Genomic DNA, 25,034 nt, shown 5'->3' on the forward strand with positions numbered 1-25,034 from the left:
CGGCCAACCGGACCGCGGCGCTTTTTCAATTGAGGCGTCGCATCTTTGTGTGACGCGCGTGGCGTAAATGGGTTTTTCGATGCAATCCGAAGCTCAATCCCAATCCAGTAGCAAGATCGTGTCAAACGAGCCGGTGTTCGGCGGACAGGCTGCGCGGCGCAAGTCGCACGCGGTCGACGTCCGCTGGGGTGGCCAGCTCGTCACCATCGGGGGCGATGCGCCCGTGCGCGTCCAGTCGATGACGAACACGGACACCGCCGACGCGATTGGCACGGCCATCCAGATCAAGGAGCTGGCGCAAGCCGGCTCGGAACTGGTGCGTATCACGGTCAATACGCCGGAGGCGGCCGCGGCCGTGCCGGCGGTGCGCGAGCAGCTCGACCGCATGGGCGTGTCGGTTCCGCTCGTCGGCGACTTCCACTACAACGGTCACCTGCTGCTGCGTGACTACCCCGCGTGCGCGGAGTCGTTGTCGAAATACCGGATCAATCCTGGCAACGTTGGGCACGGCGCGAAACGCGACACCCAGTTCGCCCAAATGATCGAAGCGGCGGCGAAGTATGACAAGCCGGTGCGCATCGGCGTCAACTGGGGCAGTCTGGACCAGGATCTGCTCGCGAAAATGATGGACGAAAACGCTGCCCGCGCGACGCCGTGGGAAGCGCAAAGCGTCATGTACGAAGCGCTGATTCAGTCGGCCATCGGCTCGGCCGAGCGCGCGGTCGAACTCGGCCTTTCACGCAACAAGATCATTCTGTCGTGCAAGGTGAGCGGCGTGCAGGACCTGATCGCGGTGTACCGCGAACTCGCGCGCCGTTGCGATTTCGCGCTGCACCTCGGGTTGACGGAAGCGGGCATGGGCTCCAAGGGCATCGTCGCGTCCACGGCGGCGCTGTCGGTGCTGCTGCAGCAAGGCATCGGCGACACGATCCGTATCTCGCTGACCCCGGAGCCGGGCGCGTCGCGTACCGGCGAGGTCATCGTCGGCCAGGAAATTTTGCAGACCATGGGCCTGCGCTCATTCACACCTATGGTGATCGCGTGCCCCGGCTGTGGCCGCACGACGAGCACGCTGTTCCAGGAACTCGCGTCGCAAATCCAGACGTATCTGCGCACGCAGATGCCGGTGTGGCGCGATCAGTATCCTGGCGTCGAGAAAATGCACGTCGCGGTGATGGGCTGCATCGTCAACGGTCCGGGCGAGTCGAAGCAGGCGAACATCGGTATCAGCCTGCCTGGTTCGGGCGAGAATCCGGCGGCCCCGGTGTTCATCGACGGCGAGAAGGTAAAGACGCTGCGCGGCGAAAACATTGCGCAAGAATTCCAGCAAATCGTGAGTGACTACGTCGAGCGCCGGTACGGCCGCGCCGAGGCGCTCAACTAAACATCGGCTATCGGATACAGATGACTGAACAGAAGAAAAAGCTCGAAAAGCTGTCGGGCGTGAAGGGCATGAACGACATCCTTCCGCAGGACACCGGGCTGTGGGAATTTTTCGAAACCACCGTCAAGTCGATGTTGCGTTCGTACGGATACCAGAATATTCGTACGCCGATCGTCGAACATACGCAGCTGTTCACGCGCGGTATCGGCGAAGTGACCGACATCGTCGAGAAAGAGATGTACAGCTTCACCGACGCGTTGAACGGTGAAAATCTGACTATGCGCCCGGAAAATACGGCGGCGGTGGTGCGCGCGGCGATCGAGCACAACATGCTGTACGACGGCCCGAAGCGCCTCTGGTACATCGGCCCGATGTTCCGTCACGAGCGTCCGCAACGCGGCCGTTATCGCCAGTTCCATCAGGTCGGCGTGGAAGCGTTGGGCTTTGCCGGTCCGGACGCGGACGCTGAAATCATCATGATGTGCCAGCGCTTGTGGGACGACCTGGGCTTGACTGGCATCAAGCTCGAAATCAATTCGCTCGGTCTCGCGGAAGAACGCGCGGCGCATCGCGTGGAACTGATCGCTTACCTCGAAAAGCACATGGACGTGCTCGACGAAGACGCGAAGCGACGTCTCTACACGAACCCACTGCGCGTGCTCGACACGAAGAATCCGGCGCTGCAGGAAGTCGCGCAGAACGCGCCGAAGCTGATCGATTTCCTGGGCGAGGAGTCGCGCGCGCACTTCGAAGGTTTGCAGCGCATTCTCAAAGCGAACAACATTCCGTTCAAGATCAATCCGCGTCTCGTGCGCGGTCTCGATTACTACAATCTGACCGTGTTCGAATGGGTGACGGACAAGCTGGGCGCGCAGGGCACCGTCGCGGCCGGTGGCCGTTACGATCCGCTGATCGAGCAGCTAGGCGGCAAGCCCACGGCGGCGTGCGGCTGGGCGATGGGCATCGAGCGAATTCTCGAGTTGCTGAAGGAAGATAAGCTCGTGCCTGAAGACGAAGGTTGCGACGTCTACGTAGTCCATCAAGGCGACGCCGCGCGCGAGCAGGCTTTCATCATCGCCGAGCGGCTGCGCGACACCGGCCTCGACGTGATCCTGCATTGCAGCGCTGACGGTCAGTCGGCGAGCTTCAAATCGCAGATGAAGCGCGCCGACGCAAGCGGCGCCGCGTTCGCGGTGGTGCTCGGGGAAGATGAGATCGCGAACGGTACGGTCGGGGTCAAACCGCTGCGAGATACGCAGGCGAGCGGCGGTAAAAACGAGCAACAAAACGTGCCCGCCGAAGACTTGACCGAATTTCTAATCAATGCGATGGTTGCAACCGCCGAAGACGGCGACGACTGATCGCGATGTCGTCGAGCCGGTTGGTGATCAATCAGGCTCGACACGCACACGTAGCAAGAAAGAGGAAATCGCCGGGCAATGAGTTACCACGACGAACAAGAATCGATTGAAGGTCTGAAGACTTGGTGGGCGCAATGGGGTAATGCCACCACATGGATCGTGCTGGTGGCGCTGGTCGTCTCGGCAGGCTGGAACGGCTGGAATTTCTGGCAGCGGCGTCAGGCAGCGGAAGCCGCTGTGTTGTATGACCAGGTGCAGCAGGCTGTGGCGTCGGGCGACAAGGCGAAGATCACGCGGGTCGCTGCAGACATGGAAGACAAGTTCAGCCGCACGGCCTACGCGCAAATGACCGCGCTTGGCGCCGCCAAGGCGCTCTATGCCGCAGGCGACGAAGCCGCGGCAAAAGCCCAGCTGCAATGGACCATCGATCACGCGAAGGACGACGAGTTCAAGCAGATCGCCAAGTTGCGGCTTGCTTCGCTGCTGCTCGACGAAAAGGCTTACGACCAGGGTCTCGCACTGCTCGCCGAGCCGCAGTCCGATGCGTTCAAAGGCATCGTCGCAAACGGCCGCGGCGATCTGCTCGCCGCTCAGGGCAAGCGTGACGACGCGCGCGCGGCATACAAGCTCGCGCTCGAATCGCTGTCGAAGAATGACAGCTCCGCACGTCAGTTGATCCAGTTCAAGCTCGACGCGCTGGGCGGCTAAGCGCCGGGTGCGGTGCACCGCGTGCAACGACCAACCGGTCTTTCTTTAACCTATTTCCTGAATGCTTCGTCCACCGATGAATCTGCTGAAACGTTACGCTGTGCCCGTTGTCTGTGCGATGACCGTCCTCGCTCTCGCGGCATGCTCATCCACGAAAGACGAGCGCCGCGTGCCGACGCCGCTCACCGAGTTCAAACCCGTGCTCGACGTGCAGCAAGCCTGGAAGACGAGCGTCGGTAAGGCAGGTCGTTATCTGTTCTCGCCGGTTGCGGTCGGCGACGCCGTCTATGCGGCCGGCCAAAACGGCTCGGTCGCGAAGATCGACGCACAAACCGGCAAAGACATCTGGCGAGTCAAGCTGCACGACGACATTTCCGCAGGTGTTGGCAGCGACGGCACGCTGGCGGCGGTCGGCGGCCTGAAGGGCGACGTCTATGTGCTCGGCGCGGACGGCAAGCAATTGTGGACGGCCAAGGCACCGGGCGAAATCATTTCGCCGCCGCTCGTCGGCAACGGTCTGGTGGTCGTGCGTACGGTGGACGGACAGATCGTCGCATTCAATGCGCAAACCGGCGAGCAGAAGTGGAACTACCGCAACCGCGCGGTGCCGCTGAACCTGCGCGTGTCGTCGGGTATGACTTTCGCCGGCGACGCGGCTGTGCTGGCCGGGTTCCCCGGCGGTGCGTTTGCCGCGATCAATCTGCAGACGGGTGAGAACTACTGGCAAACGCCGGTTTCTTATCCGAAGGGCGTGACCGAAGTGGAGCGCATCAACGACGTGACCGGACCGCCCACGCTGGTCGGCTCGGAAACCTGTGCGGTGACGTTCCAAGGGCAGATCGGCTGTTTCGATGCGAACTCTGGCCGTGCGCTGTGGGAAAAGGCGTTCTCGAGTTCGAGCGGTCTCGCGCAGGACGACCGCGCGGTTGTCGCAGCGGACGACTGGTCAGTCGTATCCGCGTTCGACGTCACGAATGGCACGCAGCTGTGGAAGAACGACAAGCTTAAGAATCGCGAACTGGGCGTGCCGTTCATCCTCGGTCATGCGGCCGTGGTCGGCGACTACCAGGGTTACGTGCACTTCCTGTCGCGCGACGACGGAACGCTAGTCGCACGCATGAAGACCGACGGCAGCGCTATTTCGGCGGCACCGGTGCTGGCCGGCGAGACGCTCGTCGTGCAAACGCGCGACGGCGACCTGTACGGTTATCGTCCGCGTTGATTTTGCGGGAACGCCGCCCAAGCGGGCAGGCCGGCTTTGCCGGCCGAACGCTGTTGGCGGTGGATGCAGGTGCCGTGTTCTTTGCGTTCGGCGGCGCACGTGTTATCCCGCAAGGCGGCATTGCAAGTCAGTATGGAAATGGAATTCCGCCGCACTGGCTGGGTCGGCGGGCCGACAAGAACGGCTGAATGAAGTGGCTAATGAAAGTGGCCAATGAAAGCGGCCAATGAAAGCGGCCAACGGCAACGGCCGGCAAAAGCAGCCAACGAAAACGGCCAATGAAGCGGCTACAAGCGGCGGCTGAAAAACAGCGGCCGACCAACGCGGCCGAGAAACCCAGCTGCGAAAGCCACTCAGCGAAGGCGGCAAACAAAGCGGCGACCAGTGGCAGCGTACAGCGGTGACGCACACGGGCCAACAGAAACGCCCAATGTGGCTTGTTCACCGCTCGCGGCGCCGTTCTTGGCCGTTGCAAGACGGGCAGCGCAATTCGCGAGCGAACTGCCCGCAGCAAAACGAAGCCTCGTAGCCTCGCCGCGCTGCGCATACAGTCAAACCCCCGTCCGCCTCGGCGCGCATATGGACAGCGCAGCCGGGGCTGGCCGAATTCGTGATAATTTTCGTCAAACGCTGCCGTCTAGCGGCGCAATGGCGTCGCAACGCGGACGGTCGATTCCGATCCGCGTTTCACTGTGAACAAGATCTGATGAAACCCGTTATTGCCCTCGTAGGGCGCCCCAATGTGGGGAAATCCACACTCTTCAATCGTCTCACGCGTTCGCGTGATGCGCTCGTTGCCGATCTGCCCGGCCTCACACGCGATCGCCACTACGGCGAAGGGCGTACGGGCGAGCGGCCGTACCTGGTCGTCGATACCGGCGGTTTCGAGCCCGTCGCGAAAGACGGCATTCTCCATGAAATGGCGCGCCAGACCCGCCAGGCGGTGGAGGAATCGGACATCGTCGTGTTCATTGTCGATGGTCGCAATGGCCTTGCGCCGCAAGACAAGTCAATTGCCGACTACTTGCGCAAGACCGGCCGGCCGATCTTCCTCGTCGTCAACAAGGCCGAGGGGATGAAGTACAGCACGGTCGCCGCCGACTTCTACGAGCTCGGTCTCGGCGATCCGCGTGCAATTTCGGCTGCACACGGCGACGGCGTCACGGAGATGATCAATGAGGCGCTCGGCGTCGCTTACGCGGGCCAGCCCGAGGAAAGCGACGACGAGAAGGAAGCGCGCGGCGTCAAGATCGCGATCGTCGGCCGTCCGAACGTCGGCAAGTCGACGTTGATCAATGCACTGGTCGGCGAAGAGCGCGTGATCGCGTTCGATATGCCGGGCACTACGCGCGATTCGATCTACGTCGACTTTGAACGCCAGGGCAAGCCGTACACGCTGATCGATACGGCGGGCTTGCGCCGTCGCGGCAAGGTGTTCGAAGCGATCGAGAAGTTCTCGGTGGTGAAAACGCTGCAGTCGATTTCGGACGCGAATGTCGTGATTTTGCTGCTCGACGCGCGTCAGGACATTTCGGAACAGGACGCGCATATCGCCGGCTTCGTGGTGGAGCAAGGTCGTGCTCTGGTGGTCGGCGTAAACAAGTGGGACGGGCTCGATTCGCATGTGCGCGAGCGCACCAAAGCGGATCTCGAACGCAAACTAAAATTCCTCGACTTCGCCAAGTTCCATTTCATTTCTGCAGCGGAAAAAACAGGTATCGGTCCGCTGATGCGCTCGGTGGACGACGCGTACGCCGCGGCAATGGCGAAGTTGCCCACGCCGAAGCTCACGCGTGCGCTGATCGATGCAGTGGAGTTTCAGCAGCCGCGTCGCCGTGGTCCGGTGCGGCCGAAATTGCGTTACGCGCACCAGGGTGGACAGAATCCCCCGATCATTGTGATTCATGGCAACGCACTCGATGCGATCACCGAAACGTACAAACGCTACCTTGAAAACCGCTTCCGTGAAACTTTCAAGCTGACCGGGACTCCATTGCGAATAGAGTTCAGATCGTCGACCAACCCTTACGCGGACAAAGGCTGAAACCCGCATGTGCGTTGGGTTTGGCCGCTTGGGCAGGGTGCCCGCGCGAAAACGAAAATCGGCTATAGTGTAGCGGTTGACGGCGGATACCTTTTTCTTCTGTCGTCAATTTAGTCAACCTGCAAAAAAATACGGAGTTTGCTATGAGCAACAAAGGGCAATTGTTACAAGACCCGTTTTTGAACGCACTGCGTAAAGAGCATGTGCCGGTGTCGATCTACCTGGTCAACGGCATCAAGCTTCAAGGGAACATTGAATCGTTCGACCAGTACGTCGTGTTGCTCCGGAATACGGTCACCCAGATGGTCTACAAGCACGCAATCTCGACTGTCGTGCCAGCCCGTCCGGTGAATTTCCACCCGGATTCTGAACAGTCCTAAACCCCCGTCGCGGCCGGCGTAGCGTCGCCCGTTGGCGATCACCTCCGGCCGCCTCATTTTGATACCCTCCAATTTGATCAATGCAGCGCTTGTCGGCATCGACTTCGGTAAGATCGATTTCGAAGCCAGTCTCGAAGAACTCAGCCTGCTCGCGCAAAGCGCGGGCGCGAATCCTCTAGTCACCCTCACCGGGCGCCGGGCCAGTCCCGATGCGAAGATGTTCGTCGGCAGCGGCAAGGCCGAAGAACTGCGTCTCGCGTGTGAGGCGAACGACATCGAACTCGTCATTTTCAACCACGCTCTTGCGCCTGCCCAGCAGCGCAATCTGGAGCAAGCGCTTAATCGGCGCGTGGTCGACCGCACGAGTCTCATCCTCGATATTTTTGCGCAACGCGCCCGCAGCCATGAAGGCAAGCTGCAGGTGGAACTCGCGCAACTGCAGTATCTGTCGACGCGGCTAATCCGCGCATGGACCCACCTCGAGCGGCAAAAAGGCGGTATCGGCTTGCGCGGTCCCGGCGAAACGCAGCTCGAAACCGACCGCCGGCTGATCGGCGAGCGTATCAAGGCGCTCAAGACGCGGCTCGAAAAACTGCGCCGTCAGCATGGCACGCAGCGCCGCCAGCGCTCGCGCAATCAGACCATGTCGGTGTCGCTGGTCGGCTATACGAACGCGGGCAAGTCCACGCTCTTCAACGCGCTCACGAAGGCGCAGGCGTATGCGGCCGACCAGCTGTTTGCCACGCTCGACACGACCTCCCGCCGCGTTTATCTCGGCGACGAAGCAGGGCAAGTGGTGGTGTCCGACACGGTCGGCTTCATTCGCGAACTGCCCCACCAACTGGTTGCGGCGTTTCGCGCCACGCTCGAGGAAACAATTCACGCCGATCTGCTGCTGCATGTCGTCGACGCGTCGAGCGCGGTGCGACTCGACCAGATTGATCAGGTCAACGAGGTGTTGCACGCGATCGGTGCGGACACGATCCGGCAGGTGCTCGTGTTCAACAAGATCGACGCAGTGCCGGAGTTGGCGGCCCGCGGGGACGCGGTCGAGCGGGACGAGTATGGTAATATTTCGCGCGTCTTTTTGAGCGCGCGCACGGGGCAGGGGCTGGATACATTGCGCGCTGCCATCGCTGAGATCGCTACTGCGGAAGCTCTGTCCGACACGCCGCATGACTCCTCGGAAGAAGACCGGTCGGCGGCACCGCGCGACGAGCGCAAGGTCTCAGAACTCGGGCACTGACCCGTTCCAATTGCATACCCGCTGTCTACTCTGGTGAACGAACACAGGTGAACGATTACAACGAGCGGAGTATCTGGCTGCGCATGCGCGCCATGTTTTCACTGAACGATCCCCGCTGGGGCCGTGGCGACGGCAATGGCGAGCGTCAGCGGCCGGGTGAGCCCAAGCGTCCTCAGACCAAGGAAGGTGAAGGTCCCCCCGATCTCGACGAGATGTGGCGGGATTTCAACCGCCGTCTGAGCCGCATGTTCGGCCGCAAGGGCGGCGGTGTCGGCGGCGGCCGTCCCGACAACGGCCGTGGCGCGCGCATCGGCGTGGGCATCGTCATCGGCGTGCTGATCGCAATCTATCTCGGCAGTGGTGTGTTCGTCGTGCAAGACGGCCAGGCCGGCGTTGTGATGCAGTTCGGCAAATATCGCTACACGGCGGGGCAAGGCGTGCACTGGCGCCTGCCTTATCCGTTCGAAGCGCATGAGCTCGTCAATATCGGCCAGGTTCGCCAGGTGGAAATCGGCCGCAATAACGTGGTGCGTCTCGCGAATGTGAAAGACGCGTCCATGCTCACGCACGACGCGGACATCGTCGACGTGCGCTTTGCGGTGCAGTACCAGATTCGCAAGCCGACCGATTACCTTTTCCGCAGCGTCGATCCCGATCAGGGCGTGATGCAGGCCGCGCAGGCGGCGGTGCGCGGCATCGTCGGCGCGCGCAGCACAGACGAAATTCTTGGTCAGGATCGCGAAGTAATTCGTCAGCAGTTAATGGCGGCGATCCAGCAATCGCTCGATGAGTATCAGTCCGGCCTCGCTGTCACCGGTGTGACGATCCAGGGCGTGCAGGTTCCCGACAGGGTGCAGGCCGCGTTTGACGACGCTGCCAAGGTCCGTCAGGAGAACGAGCGTGCGAAGCGCGACGCGCAGGCGTACGCCGCTGATCTGCTGCCGCGCGCGCAAGCCGATGTGGCGCGCCAGATCGACGACGCGAAAACCTACAGCGACAAAACGGTGGCTGAGGCGCAAGGCGACGCCGAACGCTTCAAGCAGGTCTATGCGCAATACTCGAAAGCGCCCGCGGTCATTCGCGAGCGCATGTATCTGGAAACCATGCAGCAGATCTATTCGAATACGACGAAGGTGTTTGTGGACAGCAAGAGCGGCAACAATGTGCTGTATCTGCCGCTCGACAAGCTGGTCGAGCAGACTCGTCAACGGGTGGCCGATTCTGCTGCAGCCGCCACGGCGGCATCGGGCGGCGTGGCCGCCAGCGCGCCGCAGGTAGCGACTTCCAATGCGCCCGCCGCAGGCGGATCGACGGCGGCCGCGCCTGCAGTGTCTGCGTCTGCCGCAGCCGCCACACCCGCCAGCCGGGCGGCGGCCAGCAGCGACGCGCTGCGCTCACGCGATTCCTTCCGCAGCCGTACGCGTGAAGACGACGTTCAATAAGGGGCGCACATCATGAACAAGATCATTGCGCTCGTCATTGCCGTTGTCATCGTGCTGTTTGCCGCTTCGTCGATGGTGTTCGTTGTCGACCAGCGTCATATGGCAGTGTTGTCCCCGCGTGGCGACGCCGCTCCCACCTTGCTCGGTCCAGGCTTGCACGTGAAGTTGCCGCCGCCGTTGCAAACGGTGACGCTTGTCGATAACCGCATCCAGTCGCTCGACGCGCCGGACGAAGATCGCTACGTCACGTCGGACAAGAACGATCTGCTCGCAAACCCTGTCGTCAAATATCGCGTGACCGATCCGCTGAAGCTGCTGACCGAAACGAAGGGCGACGTGCAGAGCCTGCCGGACCGCATTGCCCTCGTTGCGCGCAGTGCGCTCGGCGACGCGTTCGGCAAGTACACGTTATCCGACGCATTGGCCAAACAGCAGGCACTCGCCGACGAAGCCCGCGCCGCGATGGCGAAGAGTGCGGCGTCGCTGGGCGTGTCGGTCGTGGACGTCCAGTTGACGCGGGTCGATGTTCCGGCCTCCATGGCTGACTCGGTCTACAAGCGGATGATCGCCGAACGCGAGCAGGCCGCGGCCGACGAGCGCGCGAAGGGTGCCGCCGAGGCCGACAAGATCCGGGCGGACGCGGTCGCGCAACAGCAGGCGATTCTCGCGGACGGTTACCGTCAGGCGCAAACCATCAAGGGCGAGGGCGACGCAAACGCCGCCGAGATCGCCGCGCAAGCGTACGGCAGCGACCCGGAGTTCTATCAGTTCTACCAAAGCATGCAGGCGTACCGGAAGACCTTCAAGCCAGGCGACGTAATCGTGGTCGATCCGAGCAACGAGTTCTTCCGCTTCATGCGTAGTTCGACCGGCGGCCTCGCCCCGGACGCTTCCGCGGCTCCGCGCAAACACTAATAACCCGGAACGCCGCGGCATTCGCATCGCGGCCCCCTTCTTTAGCATGGATATAGTCGGCTCGTTACTGCTCGCGATCGCGTTGATGCTGATTATCGAGGGGATGTTCCCGTTCGTTTTTCCGAGCGCCTGGCGCGACACGTTCCGTAGAATAGCGGAACGACCGGCGCATCAGATTCGTGTCGGCGGGCTGATCGTGATGCTGCTCGGGCTGATTCTGCTGTTTTTCGTGACCTGAGACAGCAGGTCGGTTAGCGCGATGCCGCGTGCGGCGCGAGTTCGGGTGTGAGCAAGGTCGCACATTTGCGCGGCGGCTCGCTGCGGAACCTGCGCTTTCGGTCCAACGCAATACGGGCCGCATCCGGAAAGCTGCCGAACTCGCCAGAATCGAGCCCTGGCCCGCCAAACACTCTCACTTACCGGCGCACTCAGCCGCCGTGTTCAACGTCGTAGGACTGTATCGATGTCGACCTGGTTACTTCCCGAGAATATTGCCGACGTGCTGCCGTCGGAAGCCCGCAAGATCGAAGAGTTGCGGCGCCATCTGCTGGACCGTTTCCGCTCGTACGGCTACGAGATGGTGATGCCGCCGATGCTCGAATACATCGAGTCGCTGCTGACGGGCGGCGGGCACGACCTCAATCTGCGCACGTTCAAGCTTGTCGATCAGTTGTCGGGACGCACGCTCGGCCTGCGCGCCGACATCACGCCGCAGGTCGCGCGTATCGACGCGCATCTGCTGAACCGCCAGGGCGTCACGCGTCTTTGCTATGCCGGAAATGTCGCGCACACGCGGCCGCGCGGCTTGCACGCGACGCGCGAGCAGATTCAGATCGGCGCCGAAATCTACGGTCATGCGGGGCTCGAGGCCGATCTCGAAATCCAGCAGCTAATGCTCGATGCGCTGCGTCTCGCGGGCCTCGCCAAGGTTCGTCTGGACCTGTGCCACGCGGGCGTGCTCGCCGCATTGATCGAAGCGGAACCGGCGGCGGCCGAGCTGGGACAATCGCTGTACGACGCGCTGGCGGGCAAGGACGTGCCGCGGCTCGTTGAATTGACCGCGAACCTCACGGCCGTGACACGCGATGCGTTGCGCTCGCTGCCCTCGCTTTACGGGGACGCCTCGGTGCTCGAGGAGGCACGCGCCCGCTTGCCGAATGCTCCCGCTATCGCGCGTGCGCTCGACGACCTCGCCTTCCTCGCGAGCCAGGTGGAAGGCGCCGAAGTCATGATCGACCTCGCCGATCTGCGCGGCTACGCGTATCACAGCGGCGTCATGTTCTCGGCCTACGTGGACGGCGTGCCGAACGCCGTGGCGCGCGGCGGCCGTTACGACCATGTCGGGCAGGCTTATGGGCGCGCACGGGCGGCGACGGGCTTTTCGCTCGATCTGCGCGAAGTGGCGCGCATCTCGCCTGTCGAAGCGCGCAGCAGCGCGATCCTTGCGCCGTGGCAGCACGACGACGCGCTGCGTGTGAGCGTCGCCGCGTTGCGCGATGCCGGCGAAGTGGTGATTCAGGCACTGCCTGGCCACGAGCACGACCTGGATGAATTCGCGTTCGACCGCGTGTTGGTCGAGCGCAACGGCGCATGGACGGTTGAACCGCGTTCCTGAGCGCGCTCCGATACGAGCCGCGCTTCTTCGCAATACCCACCATAACGTGCATACCGTTGAGCGGAAACGGAAAAATTCAGGATGCTTCCGCGAACCTAGGTAGAATACGTTTTTAACCAGCTTACGAAACAACATGTCTGCCAGCGCAGTGAATGTGAACCCCGGGCGTAACGTCGTCGTCGTGGGGACCCAGTGGGGTGATGAAGGCAAGGGCAAGATCGTCGACTGGCTGACGGACCACGCCCACGGCGTCGTTCGCTTCCAGGGCGGTCACAATGCCGGTCACACGCTTATCATCGGCGGCAAGAAAACCATCTTGCGTCTGATTCCGTCGGGCATCATGCATCCCGGCGTCGCGTGCTACATCGGCAATGGCGTCGTGTTGTCGCCGGAAGCGCTGTTCAAGGAAATTGGCGAGCTCGAAGCCGCCGGCGTCGACGTTCAGAAACGCCTGTTCATTTCCGAAGCCACCACGCTGATCCTGCCGTACCACATTGCTATCGACCAGGGCCGCGAAGCGCGCCGCGGTGCGAGCAAAATCGGCACGACCGGCCGTGGCATCGGCCCCGCATACGAAGACAAGGTGGCGCGCCGCGGCTTGCGCGTTCAGGACCTCTTCGAGCCGGAGACTTTCGCCGAACGCCTGCGCGAAAACCTGGACTATCACAACTTCGTGCTGACGCAGTACCTGGGCGTCGCCGCTGTCGATTTCCAGCAAACGCTCGACACGATGCTGGGCTATGCCGACCGTCTGAAGCCAATGGTGACGGATGTGTCGCGCCGTTTGTACGACGCGAACGCCGCTGGCAGCAACCTGCTGTTCGAAGGCGCGCAAGGCACGCTGCTCGATATCGACCACGGTACCTATCCGTTTGTCACGTCGAGCAATTGCGTCGCGGGCGCAGCGACTGCGGGTGCGGGCGTCGGTCCGCAGAAGCTGAACTACATTCTCGGCATCACCAAAGCGTACTGCACACGCGTCGGTTCGGGCCCGTTCCCGAGCGAACTGTACGACGCGGACAACGCCGCGCGTCAGGAAGCGATCGGTCTGGAACTCGCCACCGTCGGCAAGGAATTTGGCTCGGTAACCGGCCGTCCGCGCCGCACCGGCTGGCTCGACGTTGCAGCACTGCGCCGCTCGATCCAGATCAACGGCGTGTCGGGCCTGTGCATGACCAAGCTCGACGTGCTCGACGGTCTCGAAGAAGTGAAGCTCTGTGTCGGCTACACGGTGGACGGCAAGAACGTCGATCTGCTGCCGCGCGGCGCGTCGGAAGTCGCGCGCTGCGAGCCGGTGTACGAAACCTTCGCGGGCTGGAAGGAAAGCACCGTCGGCATCAAGGAATGGGACAAGCTCCCGGCGAACGCACGTGCGTATCTGTCGCGCGTTCAGGAAGTGGCGGGCATTCCTATCGACATGGTGTCCACGGGTCCGGATCGCGACGAGACCATTCTGCTTCGTCATCCGTTCAAGGCTTAAGCGATGGTGCAAGGTCTCCCCATGATTGCGATGAAAGATCCGCGCAACGACGACAAGAACCTGTGGGTCGGCTGGGACGAATATCACCGGCTGATCGAATTGCTCGCCATGGCCGTGCATGAATCAGGCTGGAAGTTCGACAAGATCCTGTGCCTCGCGCGTGGCGGTTTGCGCGTGGGCGACCAGCTTTCGCGTATCTACGATCTGCCGCTGGCTATTCTCGCCACGAGTTCGTATCGTGAAGCGGCCGGCACGGAGCAGGGCGAACTGGACATCGCGCAATACATCACGATGACGCGCGGTGAACTGCACGGCAACGTGCTGCTCGTCGACGATCTCGTCGATTCGGGCGTCACGCTCGCACGGGTTCAGCAGCATCTGAAAGAGCGCTACCCGGCGATCACGGCAGTGCGTTCCGCAGTGCTCTGGTACAAAGGCTGCTCGAAAGTGAAGCCCGATTATCACGTGCAGTATCTGCCTACGAATCCGTGGATTCATCAGCCGTTCGAGGAGTGGGACACGGTTCGTCCGCATAACCTCGGCGCGTGGATCAAGCGCGGCGTCGCGCAAGCGCAGGAGTCCTCGGGAAACTGAGCAGGCATCGCAACGTTTAGCGGCACTCAGTGCTGCACCGTGCTATGCAACGCATCCGAAGCGGAGCCCAATTGGGCTCCGTTTTTTTGTGTGCGCGCAGTCACCGGCACCTACGCTTCGCAGCCTGCGATGACATGCGCCGCGTAGCAATTCGTACAGCAGACGCGCACATACCGCAGTGCTACACTGCGCGGACCATCCACGTGGTGTATCCACAACAAGCCGGGCGGCTTCAGACAGGCGGTTTAGAATAGCGGTCGCTTTTTCCGCCCTGGGAACGGATTTCCTCGCGTTTATGACAGATAACAATCACGTGCACAAACAGCCACTACCTTCCCTCGCGGTCGCCGCGATCGGGGTGGTGTTCGGCGATATCGGCACGAGCCCGTTGTATGCGCTGAAAGAAGCCTTCAGCCCGTCGCATGGCATCCCGCTTACCGATCAATCCATCCTGGGCGTCATCTCGCTGCTGTTCTGGGCCATCGTGATCGTGGTGGGCATCAAGTACGTATTGTTCGTGATGCGCGCGGACAACAACGGCGAGGGTGGCGTGCTCGCGCTCATGGCGCTGGCGCTGCGTTCGCTCGACGAGAAATCGAAAATGGCCGGATTGCTGATGATGCTCGGCATCTTCGGCGCCTGCATGTTTTATGGCGACGCAGTCATTACGCCGGCCATTTCCGTGATTTCCGCGGTCGAGGGGCTGGAGATTGCGGCGCCTCATCTGTCGCATCTCGTATTGCCGCTGACCATGGTGATCCTTGTGCTGCTGTTCTGGATCCAGCGGCACGGCACGGCCACGGTTGGCCGGTTGTTCGGCCCGATCATGCTGGTGTGGTTCGTGGTGCTTGCTGCGCTCGGGCTGTGGCATATCGTGCAATCGCCGAACGTGATCCGCGCGCTGAACCCGTATTACGCGTACACCTTCATGGCCGCGCATGTACTGCAAGCGTATGTCGTGCTTGGTTCGGTGGTGCTGGTGCTGACCGGCGCTGAGGCGCTCTACGCGGACATGGGCCACTTCGGGGCCAAGCCGATCCGCATGGGCTGGTACGTGCTGGTCATGCCGTCGCTGGTGCTGAACTATTTCGGCCAAGGCGCGTTGCTGATGCACGACGCCAAAGCGATCGAGAATCCGTTCTTCCTGCTCGCTCCGCAATGGGCGTTGCTGCCGCTGGTCGTGCTGTCGACGGTCGCGACCGTGATCGCTTCGCAGGCGGTGATTTCAGGCGCGTATTCGCTGACGAGCCAGGCGATCCAGCTCGGCTACGTGCCGCGTATGAAGATCCTGCACACATCCGAACTCGCAATCGGCCAGATCTATGTGCCGGTGGTGAACTGGATGCTGCTGTTCATCATTCTGTGCATCGTGATCGCGTTCAAAAGCTCGGACAATCTCGCGGCCGCATACGGCATCGCGGTGACCGCGACCATGGTCATCACGACCATCCTCGCTTGTGTCGTGATGGTGAAGGTGTGGAACTGGAACAAGTTCCTCGTCGGGCTGATCATCGCTGTGTTCATTACGATCGACTTAGGCTTTTTCGGTGCGAACTTGCTGAAGGTGGAAGAGGGCGGCTGGCTACCGCTCGGCATCGGCGCGCTGCTGTTCTTCCTGCTGATGACATGGTTCAAGGGCAGGATGATCGTGAAGGAGCGCACGGCCGCCGACGGCATTCCTTTGATGCCGTTCCTGCAGGGCCTGCTTGCGCACCCGCCGCATCGTGTGTCGGGTACGGCGATCTATCTGACGGGCAGCGATTCGCTGGTGCCGGTCAGCCTGCTGCACAATCTGAAGCACAACAAGGTGTTGCATGAACGCACGATCTTCCTGACCTTCGTCACGCGCGACATTCCGTATGTGAACGACGCCGAGCGGGTGACGGTGAAGAACATCGACGGTGGTCTGTATCTGGTCAAGGCCGCATACGGGTTCAACGAAACGCCGGACGTGAAAGCAGTGCTCACCGAAATCGGCCGTACGCACGACATGACCTTCGAGTTGATGGATACGTCGTTTTTCCTCGCGCGCGAAACGGTGGTGCCGACACAATTGCCAGGCATGTCGGTGTGGCGCGAGCGTGTTTTCGCATGGATGCACCAGAACGCCGCCAAGCCGACGGACTTCTTTAGTATTCCGGCTAATCGCGTAGTGGAGTTGGGTACGAAGATCGAGATATGACGGCGCAGGGCGTGCCTTGCCCGTTTGCATCGCAGAATGCTTCTGCGGAAACAAAAAACCCACGCAAATGCGTGGGTTTTTTATTGGCTGACGCGTGGTAGAAGGTGCGTGTTCAGTGGTGCATAAGCGCTTCGTCCACTGAACACAGAGACTTTTACTTTTGCTTCAACTTCGCGAATGCCGCAGCCATTGCGCCGCCTGCTTCCGGTTCGCGTGAGCGCTGTTGCGACGCGCCGCGTCCATTGCCACCCGAGCGGCCAAAGTTGCCGCGATCCTGCTGCGCACCGCCGCCACTGCGCGCCGCCGCCGCGCCGAACTCGTCGTCGAGGCGCATGGTGAGCGCGATACGCTGACGCTTCACATCGACTTCGAGCACCTTGACCTTGACGATCTGTCCGGCCTTGACGACCTCGTGCGGGTCCTTGATGAACTTCGTCGACATTGCCGACACGTGCACGAGCCCATCCTGATGCACGCCGATGTCGACGAACGCACCGAACGCCGCGACGTTCGTGACGACGCCCTCGAGCACCATACCCGGCGTCAGATCGCTGACTTTTTCGACGCCTTCGCGGAACGTCGCCGTCTTGAACTCAGGGCGCGGATCGCGGCCCGGCTTTTCGAGTTCGAGCAGAATGTCGCGCACGGTCGGCAGACCGAAACGTTCGTCGACGAATTCGCCTGGCGACAAGCCGCGCAGCGCATCCCGATTGCCGAGCACTTCACCAACGTGCTTGTTGATCTTCGCGAGGATCCGTTCAACGACCGGGTAAGCTTCCGGGTGCACCGACGAGCGGTCGAGCGGATTTTCGCCGTTGTTGATGCGCAGGAAACCCGCAGCCTGTTCGAACGTCTTGTCACCGAGACGCGGCACCTTGCGCAGATGGTCGCGCGATGGGAACGGACCGTTTGCATCGCGATAATCGACGATGTTGCGAGCCAGCGTGGCGTTCAGCCCGGACACGCGCGCGAGCAGGGCGACCGACGCCGTGTTCGCGTCAACACCCACGGCGTTCACGCAGTCTTCGACGACCGCGTCGAGCGAGCGCGCGAGTTCGCGCTGATTCACGTCGTGCTGGTATTGCCCGACGCCGATCGCCTTCGGCTCGATCTTCACGAGTTCGGCGAGCGGGTCTTGCAGCCGCCGCGCGATCGACACCGCGCCGCGCAGCGATACGTCCATGTCGGGGAATTCCTTCGCGGCCAGTTCGGAAGCTGAGTACACCGACGCGCCGGCTTCGGACACGACGATTTTCTGCAGCTTGAACTCCGGATGGCGTGCAATGAGTTCGCTCGCGAGCTTGTCCGTTTCCCGCGACGCCGTGCCGTTGCCGATGCTGATCAGTTCGGCCTGCGTCTGCGCGCAGATGCGCGCGAGTTTCGCGATGGAGCCGTCCCAGTCGCGGCGCGGCTCGTGCGGATAGATCACGTCGGTGACGAGTACCTTGCCGGTTCGATCCACCACCGCGACCTTCACGCCGGTGCGCATGCCTGGATCGAGGCCGATCACGGCCTTCGGTCCCGCGGGTGCGGCCAGCAGCAGGTCCTTGAGATTGCGCGCGAATACGCGAATCGCTTCGTGCTCGGCTTCGTCGCGCAGGTTGGTCAGCAGTTCGTTTTCAATGTGCGGCTGAACCTTCACGCGCCAGCACCAGCGGCAAACGTCGGAAAGCCACTTGTCGGCCGGCCGGTTCTGATTGGCAATACCGAAGTGACGTGCGATCAGCGCTTCGCCCGGATGGGGCACCTGTGCGTCGAGTTCTTCGCCGAGACCCAGCTTGATCATCAGCACGCCCGCATTGCGGCCGCGGAAAAGCGCGAGCGCACGGTGCGACGGCACCGTGCGAATCGTTTCCGCATAGTCGTAATAGTCGCGAAATTTCTCTTCTTCAGCGGTTTCCTTGCCTTCGACCACTTTCGACGACACCACGCCCTGGTTGAACAGGTAATCGCGCAGTTTGCCGAGCAGATCGGCGGTTTCGCCAAATTGCTCGGAGAGGATGTCGCGGGCGCCGTCGAGTGCGGCCTTCACATCCGCGACACCTTTCTCCGCGTCCACGTACGCGGTGGCTTCGGTTTGCGGGTCGAGCAGCGGATTGCCGAGCAGCGCGTCGGCGAGCGGCTGCAGGCCGGCTTCGCGAGCGATCTGCGCGCGGGTGCGCCGCTTCGGCTTATACGGCAGATACAGGTCTTCGAGCACCTGCTTGCTGTCGGCGCCTTCGATCGCGTTGCGCAGCTCGTCGGTGAGCTTGCCCTGTTCGTCGATGCTCGCGACGATCGCCGCGCGCCGGTCTTCCAGTTCGCGCAGATACAGCAGGCGTTCTTCGAGATTACGCAACTGCGTGTCGTCGAGATTGTCGGTCACTTCCTTACGGTAGCGGGCGATGAACGGAACAGTCGCTCCTTCGTCGAGGAGTTGCACCGCGGCCGCGACCTGGCGCGGCTGTACGGACAGTTCGGCGGCGATGCGCTGTACGATCTTGAGTGCTACGGTTTCCGTCATAAGCTCTTGGGTTTCCTGCGGACTCGGTCAAGGGCCGTGCGCCGGCGGCGCCTTGCGGCGCCGGGCACGCAGTGCGTGCGCGCTGCGACCAGGTTGCTAGAGCGGGGCATTTTGCCACAAATGCCAAAGGGCTCAACCGCCGGGGGTGATAGAATTTCGGGCATGTTCCGTTGCCCCTCTACGACGTTGCCAATCTCCTTTTCTTTCAACCGCCTGGGCTCGAACCCGGTCTCCCGTACGCCACATTTGCCGCTGTCCGCAGTGCGCTGGCCGTTCACGTTGCGTGGACGGGTGACGCGCGGCGTCGAAGCGAGCGCGCTGGTTTCGGGCAGAGCGTTCGCGGTGTCGTGTGCGGCGTGTGTGATGGCTGCCGCGCTCGCGTTATCGGCGCCTGCTTCGGCGCAATCGGTGGCGCCTGAAAGCGGCGCTAGTGCGCCTGCCGGAAAGCCCGCGGGCTCGGTAACCCGAGGCGCAGCGTCGGCGGATCAAGGCAATGGCGTCAGTGGCGAAGCGGATGGCTCAGTGAATGCCGGAGCTGATAGCGCAGCGAGCGGCGACAGCGCCACATCTGTAGAGAGCGAGTTCGACGCGCGACAGAAGGTGCTTAACCAGCGCAGCGACGAAAACAACTACCGCTATGGCGTCGCCGAGCATGATTGCTACAGCACGTTCTTCGTCAATCACTGCTTGAACGAGGCACGCGATCAGATGCGCACGGTACAGGCGCAGATCCGCAAGGAACAGCTCGCGTTGGACGGCGAAGAGCGCGCGCAACGCGCCCGCAAACGTGACGAGCAGGCGGAGCTCAAGCGCGCGCAGGAGGAAGCTGGCGCGCCGCAGCGCGCCGCCGAAGACGCGCGCAACGCCCAGGCTTATGAAGAGAAGCAACGTCAACATCAGTTGAACGAGGCACAGCGCAATGCGGAGGCGCCGCAGCGCGCCGCCAACGCGCAGGCCTACGAGGAAAAGCAACGCCAGCACGCGATCGACCAGGCGAAGCGCGGCATCAGCCCGTCGAAGGCCGCGGCCAATCAGCAGGCTTACGATCAGAAGCAGGCCGACTTCCAACGCAAGCTCGACGAAGCTCGTCAGCAGGGCGCGCAGAAGGCTCAGGAACGCGTAGAGAAGCAGCAGAGCTTCGAGAAAAAGCAGGCCGAAGCGGCTCAGCACAAAGCCGACGTCGAGGCGCGCCAGAAGCAGGCAGCCGAAAAAGCGGAGCAGAAACGTCAGGACCAGTTGAAGCAGCAGAAGCAACTCGAAGAGCAGCAGAAGCAGCAACAGTAAGCCGCGCGCGACGTAGCGCTCGTGTGGCGGGCGCCTGCGCGGTTGTAGTATCGCAGTAGTGCACGCATCGGTGCAGGTAGTCGTAGCGCGTTTTAAGCCGGACAGCAACCTCAGGCAACGGGCTGAACATGGCGAACATGCAGCCCACGCAATAGTCGAGCGGAGGCGAGCATGCGCGATCAACATCACGTCATCAACGCGGACACACTTCGCGACCGGATTCTGCAACTGGAATCGGAGCACAGTGGGCTCGACCGTTTGATCGGCCGAATGTCGGATGAGCCCGGCATCGACGACTTCGAGTTGCAGCGCCTGAAAAAGCGCAAACTCAAGGTCAAGGACACCATCATCTTGCTGCAATTGCAGCTCGAACCGGACGTACGCGCCTGAGTTCGCGGCCTGGCAGGCGCCGGGCGCGCGCCGCGCGAGCCGGATTTTGCAGGAAACGCTTGCCTTGAATTCACCGCTTGAAACTTCCCGCCGCGCGTCGGCCGCCGACGAGGCATCACAAACCGGCACACCCGCGCCGCGTCCCGCTGCGTCCGCGCTGAGCGCGTCGCTCAATCCACGCCGCGCCGCAGAGCTCAACGAGATCTTCGCCGATAACGGTTTATTGGCCAGGCAGATCGACGGCTATCGCTCGCGCGCGTCGCAGATCGAAATGTCGCGCGCCGTCGCGGCCGCGATGGAAGCATCGGGCCGCGCCATGCCCGAGCCCGCGATGTTCGAGGCGCAAAAGCGTCCGGCGCGGCGCCTGCAAACGGGCGCCGCCGAGACCGCAGCCGAAACGGTAGAAGCCGACGAAGCGCAGGCCGTGGACGGCGGCGAGAACACGCTGATCGTCGAGGCAGGCACGGGTACCGGCAAAACCTATGCGTATCTTGTGCCGGCCATGTTGTGGGGCGGCAAGGTGATCGTTTCGACGGGCACCAAGCACCTGCAGGACCAGCTCTTTCAGCGCGATATTCCGACCGTGCGCGACGCGCTTGCGGTGCCGGTGTCGCTCGCCATGCTCAAAGGCCGCGCGAACTATCTGTGTCATTACTATCTGCAGCGCACGGCGGATAACGGCCGTTTGCCGTCGCGACAGGAAACGTCGTATCTGCAGGACATCGTCCGGTTTGCAAAGATCACGCGCACGGGCGATAAGGCTGAACTCGCGAGCGTGCCGGAAACCGCGGCGGTGTGGTCGATGGTCACGTCCACGCGAGATAACTGTCTCGGCCAGGAGTGTCCGCATTACAAGGACTGCTTCGTAATGCAGGCGCGCCGCGAAGCGCAGCAGGCCGACATCGTGGTGGTCAATCACCACCTCTTTTTCGCCGACATCATGTTGCGCGATACCGGCATGGCGGAATTGCTGCCCACGGCCAACACGGTCATCTTCGACGAAGCGCACCAGCTTCCCGAAACCGCCACGCTGTTTTTCGGCGAGACGCTTTCCACCGCGCAGTTTCTCGAACTTGCACGCGATTGCGTCGCCGAGGGCTTGGGTCATGCACGTGACGCAGTCGACTGGGTCAAACTGGGCTCCACGGTGGAACGCGCCGCGCGTGACGTGCGGCTCGCGTTCAAGGAAGACTCGGTGCGTTTGTCGATCGGTCAGTTGCCGGACGATCATCCGTTGTTTGATGCGCTCGTAGCGCTCGAAACCGAACTTGACGCGCTGACTTCCGCGCTCGCAACGCAAGCCGAACGCGCCGAGTCGATCGGCGCGTGTCTGCGCCGCGCTCGCGAGCTGCAGGGCGTGCTCGCCGGCTGGACGACGCCGCCTACCGAGCTGGAACGTCAGACGGTCGATGCGGCTCAGAACGGCTCCGCGGAAGGCAAGGGCGAGCGTGCCGATCCCAACGAGAAGGTGCGTTGGATCGAAGTGTTCGCGCATACCGTGCAGTTGCACGAAACGCCGCTCTCGGTCGCGCCGATCTTCGCCAAGCAGCGCGCAGGTGTGCCGCGTGCGTGGATCTTCACGTCGGCCACGTTGTCGGTGCGCGGCGACTTCACGCACTACGCCGCGCAAATGGGACTCAACGCCAAACGTTCTATGACGCTGCCGAGCCCGTTCGACTACCCGTCGCAAGGGCTTCTGTATGTGCCGCGCAATTTGCCGCAACCGTCGTCACCGACATTCACCGACGCTGTGTTCGACGCAGCCTTGCCGGCGATCGAAGCGTCGGGTGGAGGCGTGTTCATGTTGTGTACGACGCTGCGCGCCGTGGACCGAATCTCGGCCAAGCTGCGAGATGTGATCGAAGCGCGCGGCTGGAACTATCCGCTGCTCGTGCAGGGCGACGCAAGCCGCACGGAATTGCTCGACCGCTTCCGTGCTTATGGCAACGCGATTCTGGTGGGTAGTCAGAGCTTCTGGGAGGGTGTCGACGTGCGTGGCGACGCGCTGTCGCTCGTCGTCATCGACAAGCTGCCGTTTGCGCCGCCTGACGATCCGGTTCTGTCGGCGCGTCTCGACGCGCTGACGAAGAAAGGTCTGAGCCCGTTTGCGGTTCATCAGCTGCCGCAGGCTGTTATTACGCTGAAGCAGGGTGCCGGCCGACTGATCCGCGCGGAAACCGACCGTGGCGTCTTGATGATCTGCGACACGCGTCTTGTTGATAAACCTTATGGACGCCGAATCTGGCAGAGCTTGCCGCCGTTCAAGCGCACACGTGAAATCGAGGTGGTGCGTGAGTTTTTCGAGGGGAGCGGCCAGGCTGCTCAATAGCCGCGCTTCAATAGCCGCGCTTCAAAGCCGAATGTCGTTGCGATAACCGGCTTCGATTGCGCTAATGCTTTAACGAAATCGGCGCCTGAATGACAAAACGCCACGGACGTGAGCCCGTGGCGTTTTGTTTTACTGCTCGGGAAACCGAGACGATTTCCCGATGCAGTTTTCGCCCTAAGGCGAACCCTACGCGACAGCTTACTGGCTTGCGCCCGAAGCCGGAGCAGCAGCCGAAGCAGCAGCGCCTGCGTCCGAAGCAGCGGTCGTAGCCGAAGCAGCAGCGTCGCTCGCAGCAGCAGCCGCACCCGAAGCAGCAGCAGCCGAATCCGAAGCTGCAGCAGCAGCCGGTGCCGAAGCGGCAGCTGCGTCGCTAGCCGGGGCAGCGGCTTGGTCGTTGCTCTTGTTGCATGCAGCCAGTGCCACAGCTGCCAACAGGGATGCTACGAGGAGGGATTTCTTCATGATCACGTCCTTTTATGGTTAAAGGTAAGCAACAGCGCAAAATAATACCGGTAATGTGCTCCAACACCGACCTGGGCCGCTGGTGGAGACGCTCTTTTGACGAGCAGGAATCTTCCCTACGGCTTGGGCGGAAATTATATGCACTTTCGTACTGACAATCCATAAATCCGGGGTCAATACGTTGTCTTTCTCATACAAAATTTCAATGTACTGTGTATAACAGACACGCGAGGCTAGGCAAGCTCGCCCATCCGTATCCAGCCCGCACAATACCACTCGTGTAGCCGTGCTGTCACCGACGAATCGTGTGAGAGTGTTACAAAGCGTTTCGCACTCATACACCGGTGATCGGCGAGATCAAATAACCATTTTTTCGCGCCGTCGATCGACATTTTCTCTCCATTTACGAAGAAAAAACGGCGGTTGTACAACATATTCGTCTTGCGGTCGAGTCGCACACCTGAGCGCGACGCCTGGCTAATGAAACGTGCTTCGTTGAGCGGCCTTTGCGGCGGATCGAAGACGACACTCGGCTTGGGTTCGCTGAGGTACGTACCAAGGAACGACGCAATGTCCTGCTCATTCCATTTGATGCCAGCAAGGATTGCGCCAACGCGTTCCACCAGCGCGGCAGGCAGTTCCGCCGGCCGGTCCACAGCAGGTTGCTGTGGGTCGCGGTAAAGCGCTCCCGCCTGACCGTTTTCTTCGCCGCGCTCGGCCAGATGGTAGAGAAACTGGGCCGTCAGCTCACCGGCTGACGGCGCGCGAAAGCCGATCGAGCACGTCATGCACTCGCCCTCGGCGACGCCGTCGTGCGCAATGTGAGGCGGCAAATACAGCATGTCGCCCGGCTCGAGCACCCACTCCTGTTCCGCTTCGAAGTTCTGTAAAACTTTCAACGGCAGTCCTGCCTGCAGCGTCAGATCTTTCTGCGAACTGATGCGCCAGCGCCGCTTGCCTTTTACTTGCAAAAGAAACACATCGTAGGAATCGAAGTGCGGGCCTACGCCGCCGCCGTCTGTCGCATAAGAAATCATGAGATCGTCCAGACGGGCATCGGGGACGAAGCGGAAGCGGTCCAGCAGGGCTCGCGCGCGATCGTCGTAGAGATCGACGCCCTGCACGAGCAGAGTCCACGCGCGCTGCTTCAGCGACGGCAGTTCGTCCGGCGCGAAGGGTCCATGTTCAAGCTGCCACTTATTGCGAAAGTGCGTGATGAGGCGCGCTTCGACTTCATCCTGGTCCGCCAGTTCGAAGAATTCGTCGCGCGAGAGCGGCGACTCGACATCGGGGATCGCCTGGCGGATCAATAGAGGCTTTTTCTGCCAGTACCGGCGCATGAATTGCGACGGCGAAAGGTTGCCGAGCAATGGCGTGGGTGTGTCGGGCGAAGGCGGAAGAATCGCGGTAGCCGGCTTTTTAGCCGATGACGAATTGCGTGCCGAAGCTGCTTCGGCCGGGTGGTCAGTGGGCCGCTTGGGCATCGTATAATG

20 protein-coding genes are annotated in these 25,034 nt (G+C 62.0%); 17 read left to right on the plus strand and 3 right to left on the minus strand.

Annotation, left to right across the window (positions count from 1 at the left end):
- The first annotated feature begins 67 nt into the window (after positions 1–67).
- The 14 genes from ispG (at position 68) to H281_RS0102720 (ending at position 16,573) form a co-directional block, all read left to right on the plus strand.
- Positions 68–1,384, plus strand: coding sequence for a flavodoxin-dependent (E)-4-hydroxy-3-methylbut-2-enyl-diphosphate synthase (gene ispG, locus H281_RS0102650; protein WP_020065540.1), 1,317 nt, complete (start codon positions 68–70; stop codon positions 1,382–1,384).
- 20 nt (positions 1,385–1,404) lie between these two features.
- Positions 1,405–2,745 (plus strand): histidine--tRNA ligase, encoded by a 1,341-nt coding sequence (gene hisS, locus H281_RS0102655; RefSeq protein WP_020065541.1) that lies wholly within the window; start codon positions 1,405–1,407, stop codon positions 2,743–2,745.
- Positions 2,746–2,823: 78 nt separating this feature from the next.
- On the plus strand, positions 2,824–3,453 hold the full coding sequence (locus H281_RS0102660; protein WP_020065542.1) for a YfgM family protein: 630 nt from the start codon (positions 2,824–2,826) through the stop codon (positions 3,451–3,453).
- 76 nt (positions 3,454–3,529) lie between these two features.
- Positions 3,530–4,675: an outer membrane protein assembly factor BamB gene (gene bamB / locus H281_RS0102665; RefSeq protein ID WP_020065543.1), complete on the plus strand. Its 1,146-nt coding sequence runs from the start codon at positions 3,530–3,532 to the stop codon at positions 4,673–4,675.
- A 706-nt stretch (positions 4,676–5,381) separates the two neighbouring features.
- Positions 5,382–6,719 (plus strand): ribosome biogenesis GTPase Der, encoded by a 1,338-nt coding sequence (gene der, locus H281_RS0102675; protein ID WP_027775398.1) that lies wholly within the window; start codon positions 5,382–5,384, stop codon positions 6,717–6,719.
- A gap of 143 nt (positions 6,720–6,862) precedes the next feature.
- Positions 6,863–7,099, plus strand: a complete 237-nt coding sequence (hfq, locus tag H281_RS0102680; RefSeq protein ID WP_006051315.1) for an RNA chaperone Hfq — start codon at positions 6,863–6,865, stop codon at positions 7,097–7,099.
- Between the two features lie 73 nt (positions 7,100–7,172).
- Positions 7,173–8,345: a GTPase HflX gene (hflX, locus tag H281_RS0102685; protein ID WP_033379419.1), complete on the plus strand. Its 1,173-nt coding sequence runs from the start codon at positions 7,173–7,175 to the stop codon at positions 8,343–8,345.
- A 47-nt stretch (positions 8,346–8,392) separates the two neighbouring features.
- Entirely contained in the window at positions 8,393–9,787 is a 1,395-nt protein-coding gene (hflK, locus tag H281_RS0102690) for an FtsH protease activity modulator HflK (RefSeq protein WP_020065547.1), read from the plus strand.
- Positions 9,788–9,799: 12 nt separating this feature from the next.
- Complete coding sequence (gene hflC, locus H281_RS0102695) at positions 9,800–10,702, plus strand: protease modulator HflC (RefSeq protein WP_020065548.1); 903 nt, start codon at positions 9,800–9,802, stop codon at positions 10,700–10,702.
- Positions 10,703–10,748: 46 nt separating this feature from the next.
- Positions 10,749–10,940 (plus strand): DUF2065 domain-containing protein, encoded by a 192-nt coding sequence (locus H281_RS0102700; protein ID WP_020065549.1) that lies wholly within the window; start codon positions 10,749–10,751, stop codon positions 10,938–10,940.
- A gap of 225 nt (positions 10,941–11,165) precedes the next feature.
- On the plus strand, positions 11,166–12,317 hold the full coding sequence (locus H281_RS0102705) for an ATP phosphoribosyltransferase regulatory subunit (RefSeq protein ID WP_020065550.1): 1,152 nt from the start codon (positions 11,166–11,168) through the stop codon (positions 12,315–12,317).
- A 133-nt stretch (positions 12,318–12,450) separates the two neighbouring features.
- Positions 12,451–13,797, plus strand: a complete 1,347-nt coding sequence (locus H281_RS0102710; protein ID WP_020065551.1) for an adenylosuccinate synthase — start codon at positions 12,451–12,453, stop codon at positions 13,795–13,797.
- A gap of 3 nt (positions 13,798–13,800) precedes the next feature.
- Positions 13,801–14,391, plus strand: a complete 591-nt coding sequence (locus H281_RS0102715) for a phosphoribosyltransferase (protein ID WP_020065552.1) — start codon at positions 13,801–13,803, stop codon at positions 14,389–14,391.
- A gap of 295 nt (positions 14,392–14,686) precedes the next feature.
- On the plus strand, positions 14,687–16,573 hold the full coding sequence (locus tag H281_RS0102720; protein ID WP_027804236.1) for a potassium transporter Kup: 1,887 nt from the start codon (positions 14,687–14,689) through the stop codon (positions 16,571–16,573).
- 154 nt (positions 16,574–16,727) lie between these two features.
- On the opposite strand, the gene H281_RS0102725 is transcribed toward H281_RS0102720, so the two are convergent.
- Positions 16,728–19,076 carry a Tex family protein gene (locus H281_RS0102725; RefSeq protein ID WP_020065554.1) on the minus strand — a complete coding sequence of 783 codons (2,349 nt, stop codon included), beginning with the start codon at positions 19,074–19,076 and terminating at the stop codon, positions 16,728–16,730.
- Between the two features lie 246 nt (positions 19,077–19,322).
- Here H281_RS0102725 and H281_RS0102730 point away from each other — a divergent pair, with 246 nt between their 5' ends.
- From H281_RS0102730 to H281_RS0102740, 3 genes are all read left to right on the plus strand, one after another.
- Complete coding sequence (locus tag H281_RS0102730) at positions 19,323–20,360, plus strand: hypothetical protein (protein ID WP_020065555.1); 1,038 nt, start codon at positions 19,323–19,325, stop codon at positions 20,358–20,360.
- Between the two features lie 171 nt (positions 20,361–20,531).
- Positions 20,532–20,750: a DUF465 domain-containing protein gene (locus tag H281_RS0102735; protein ID WP_020065556.1), complete on the plus strand. Its 219-nt coding sequence runs from the start codon at positions 20,532–20,534 to the stop codon at positions 20,748–20,750.
- A gap of 64 nt (positions 20,751–20,814) precedes the next feature.
- Positions 20,815–23,079: an ATP-dependent DNA helicase gene (locus H281_RS0102740; protein ID WP_020065557.1), complete on the plus strand. Its 2,265-nt coding sequence runs from the start codon at positions 20,815–20,817 to the stop codon at positions 23,077–23,079.
- A gap of 198 nt (positions 23,080–23,277) precedes the next feature.
- Here the strand turns inward: H281_RS0102740 and H281_RS37185 are convergent, their stop codons facing one another.
- The gene (locus H281_RS37185; RefSeq protein WP_084166713.1) at positions 23,278–23,541 is read right to left on the minus strand and encodes a hypothetical protein; all 264 of its coding nucleotides are present in this window, start codon (positions 23,539–23,541) and stop codon (positions 23,278–23,280) included.
- Between the two features lie 233 nt (positions 23,542–23,774).
- Entirely contained in the window at positions 23,775–25,025 is a 1,251-nt protein-coding gene (locus H281_RS0102745) for a cupin domain-containing protein (protein WP_020065558.1), read from the minus strand.
- Positions 25,026–25,034 lie beyond the last annotated feature (9 nt).

This window comes from Paraburkholderia caledonica (assembly GCF_000383275.1).
GTDB classification, from domain to species: Bacteria; Pseudomonadota; Gammaproteobacteria; order Burkholderiales; family Burkholderiaceae; genus Paraburkholderia; species Paraburkholderia caledonica.

What these genes read in the sequence shown, in the direction of transcription:
- ispG (WP_020065540.1), top strand. Translation starts at nt 68, where the DNA reads ATGGGTTTTTCGATGCAATCCGAAGCTCAATCCCAATCCAGTAGCAAG.
- hisS (WP_020065541.1), top strand. Translation starts at nt 1,405, where the DNA reads ATGACTGAACAGAAGAAAAAGCTCGAAAAGCTGTCGGGCGTGAAGGGC.
- H281_RS0102660 (WP_020065542.1), top strand. Translation starts at nt 2,824, where the DNA reads ATGAGTTACCACGACGAACAAGAATCGATTGAAGGTCTGAAGACTTGG.
- bamB (WP_020065543.1), top strand. Translation starts at nt 3,530, where the DNA reads ATGAATCTGCTGAAACGTTACGCTGTGCCCGTTGTCTGTGCGATGACC.
- der (WP_027775398.1), top strand. Translation starts at nt 5,382, where the DNA reads ATGAAACCCGTTATTGCCCTCGTAGGGCGCCCCAATGTGGGGAAATCC.
- hfq (WP_006051315.1), top strand. Translation starts at nt 6,863, where the DNA reads ATGAGCAACAAAGGGCAATTGTTACAAGACCCGTTTTTGAACGCACTG.
- hflC (WP_020065548.1), top strand. Translation starts at nt 9,800, where the DNA reads ATGAACAAGATCATTGCGCTCGTCATTGCCGTTGTCATCGTGCTGTTT.
- H281_RS0102700 (WP_020065549.1), top strand. Translation starts at nt 10,749, where the DNA reads ATGGATATAGTCGGCTCGTTACTGCTCGCGATCGCGTTGATGCTGATT.
- H281_RS0102705 (WP_020065550.1), top strand. Translation starts at nt 11,166, where the DNA reads ATGTCGACCTGGTTACTTCCCGAGAATATTGCCGACGTGCTGCCGTCG.
- H281_RS0102710 (WP_020065551.1), top strand. Translation starts at nt 12,451, where the DNA reads ATGTCTGCCAGCGCAGTGAATGTGAACCCCGGGCGTAACGTCGTCGTC.
- H281_RS0102715 (WP_020065552.1), top strand. Translation starts at nt 13,801, where the DNA reads ATGGTGCAAGGTCTCCCCATGATTGCGATGAAAGATCCGCGCAACGAC.
- H281_RS0102720 (WP_027804236.1), top strand. Translation starts at nt 14,687, where the DNA reads ATGACAGATAACAATCACGTGCACAAACAGCCACTACCTTCCCTCGCG.
- H281_RS0102725 (WP_020065554.1), bottom strand. Translation starts at nt 19,076, where the DNA reads ATGACGGAAACCGTAGCACTCAAGATCGTACAGCGCATCGCCGCCGAA.
- H281_RS0102735 (WP_020065556.1), top strand. Translation starts at nt 20,532, where the DNA reads ATGCGCGATCAACATCACGTCATCAACGCGGACACACTTCGCGACCGG.
- H281_RS37185 (WP_084166713.1), bottom strand. Translation starts at nt 23,541, where the DNA reads ATGAAGAAATCCCTCCTCGTAGCATCCCTGTTGGCAGCTGTGGCACTG.
- H281_RS0102745 (WP_020065558.1), bottom strand. Translation starts at nt 25,025, where the DNA reads ATGCCCAAGCGGCCCACTGACCACCCGGCCGAAGCAGCTTCGGCACGC.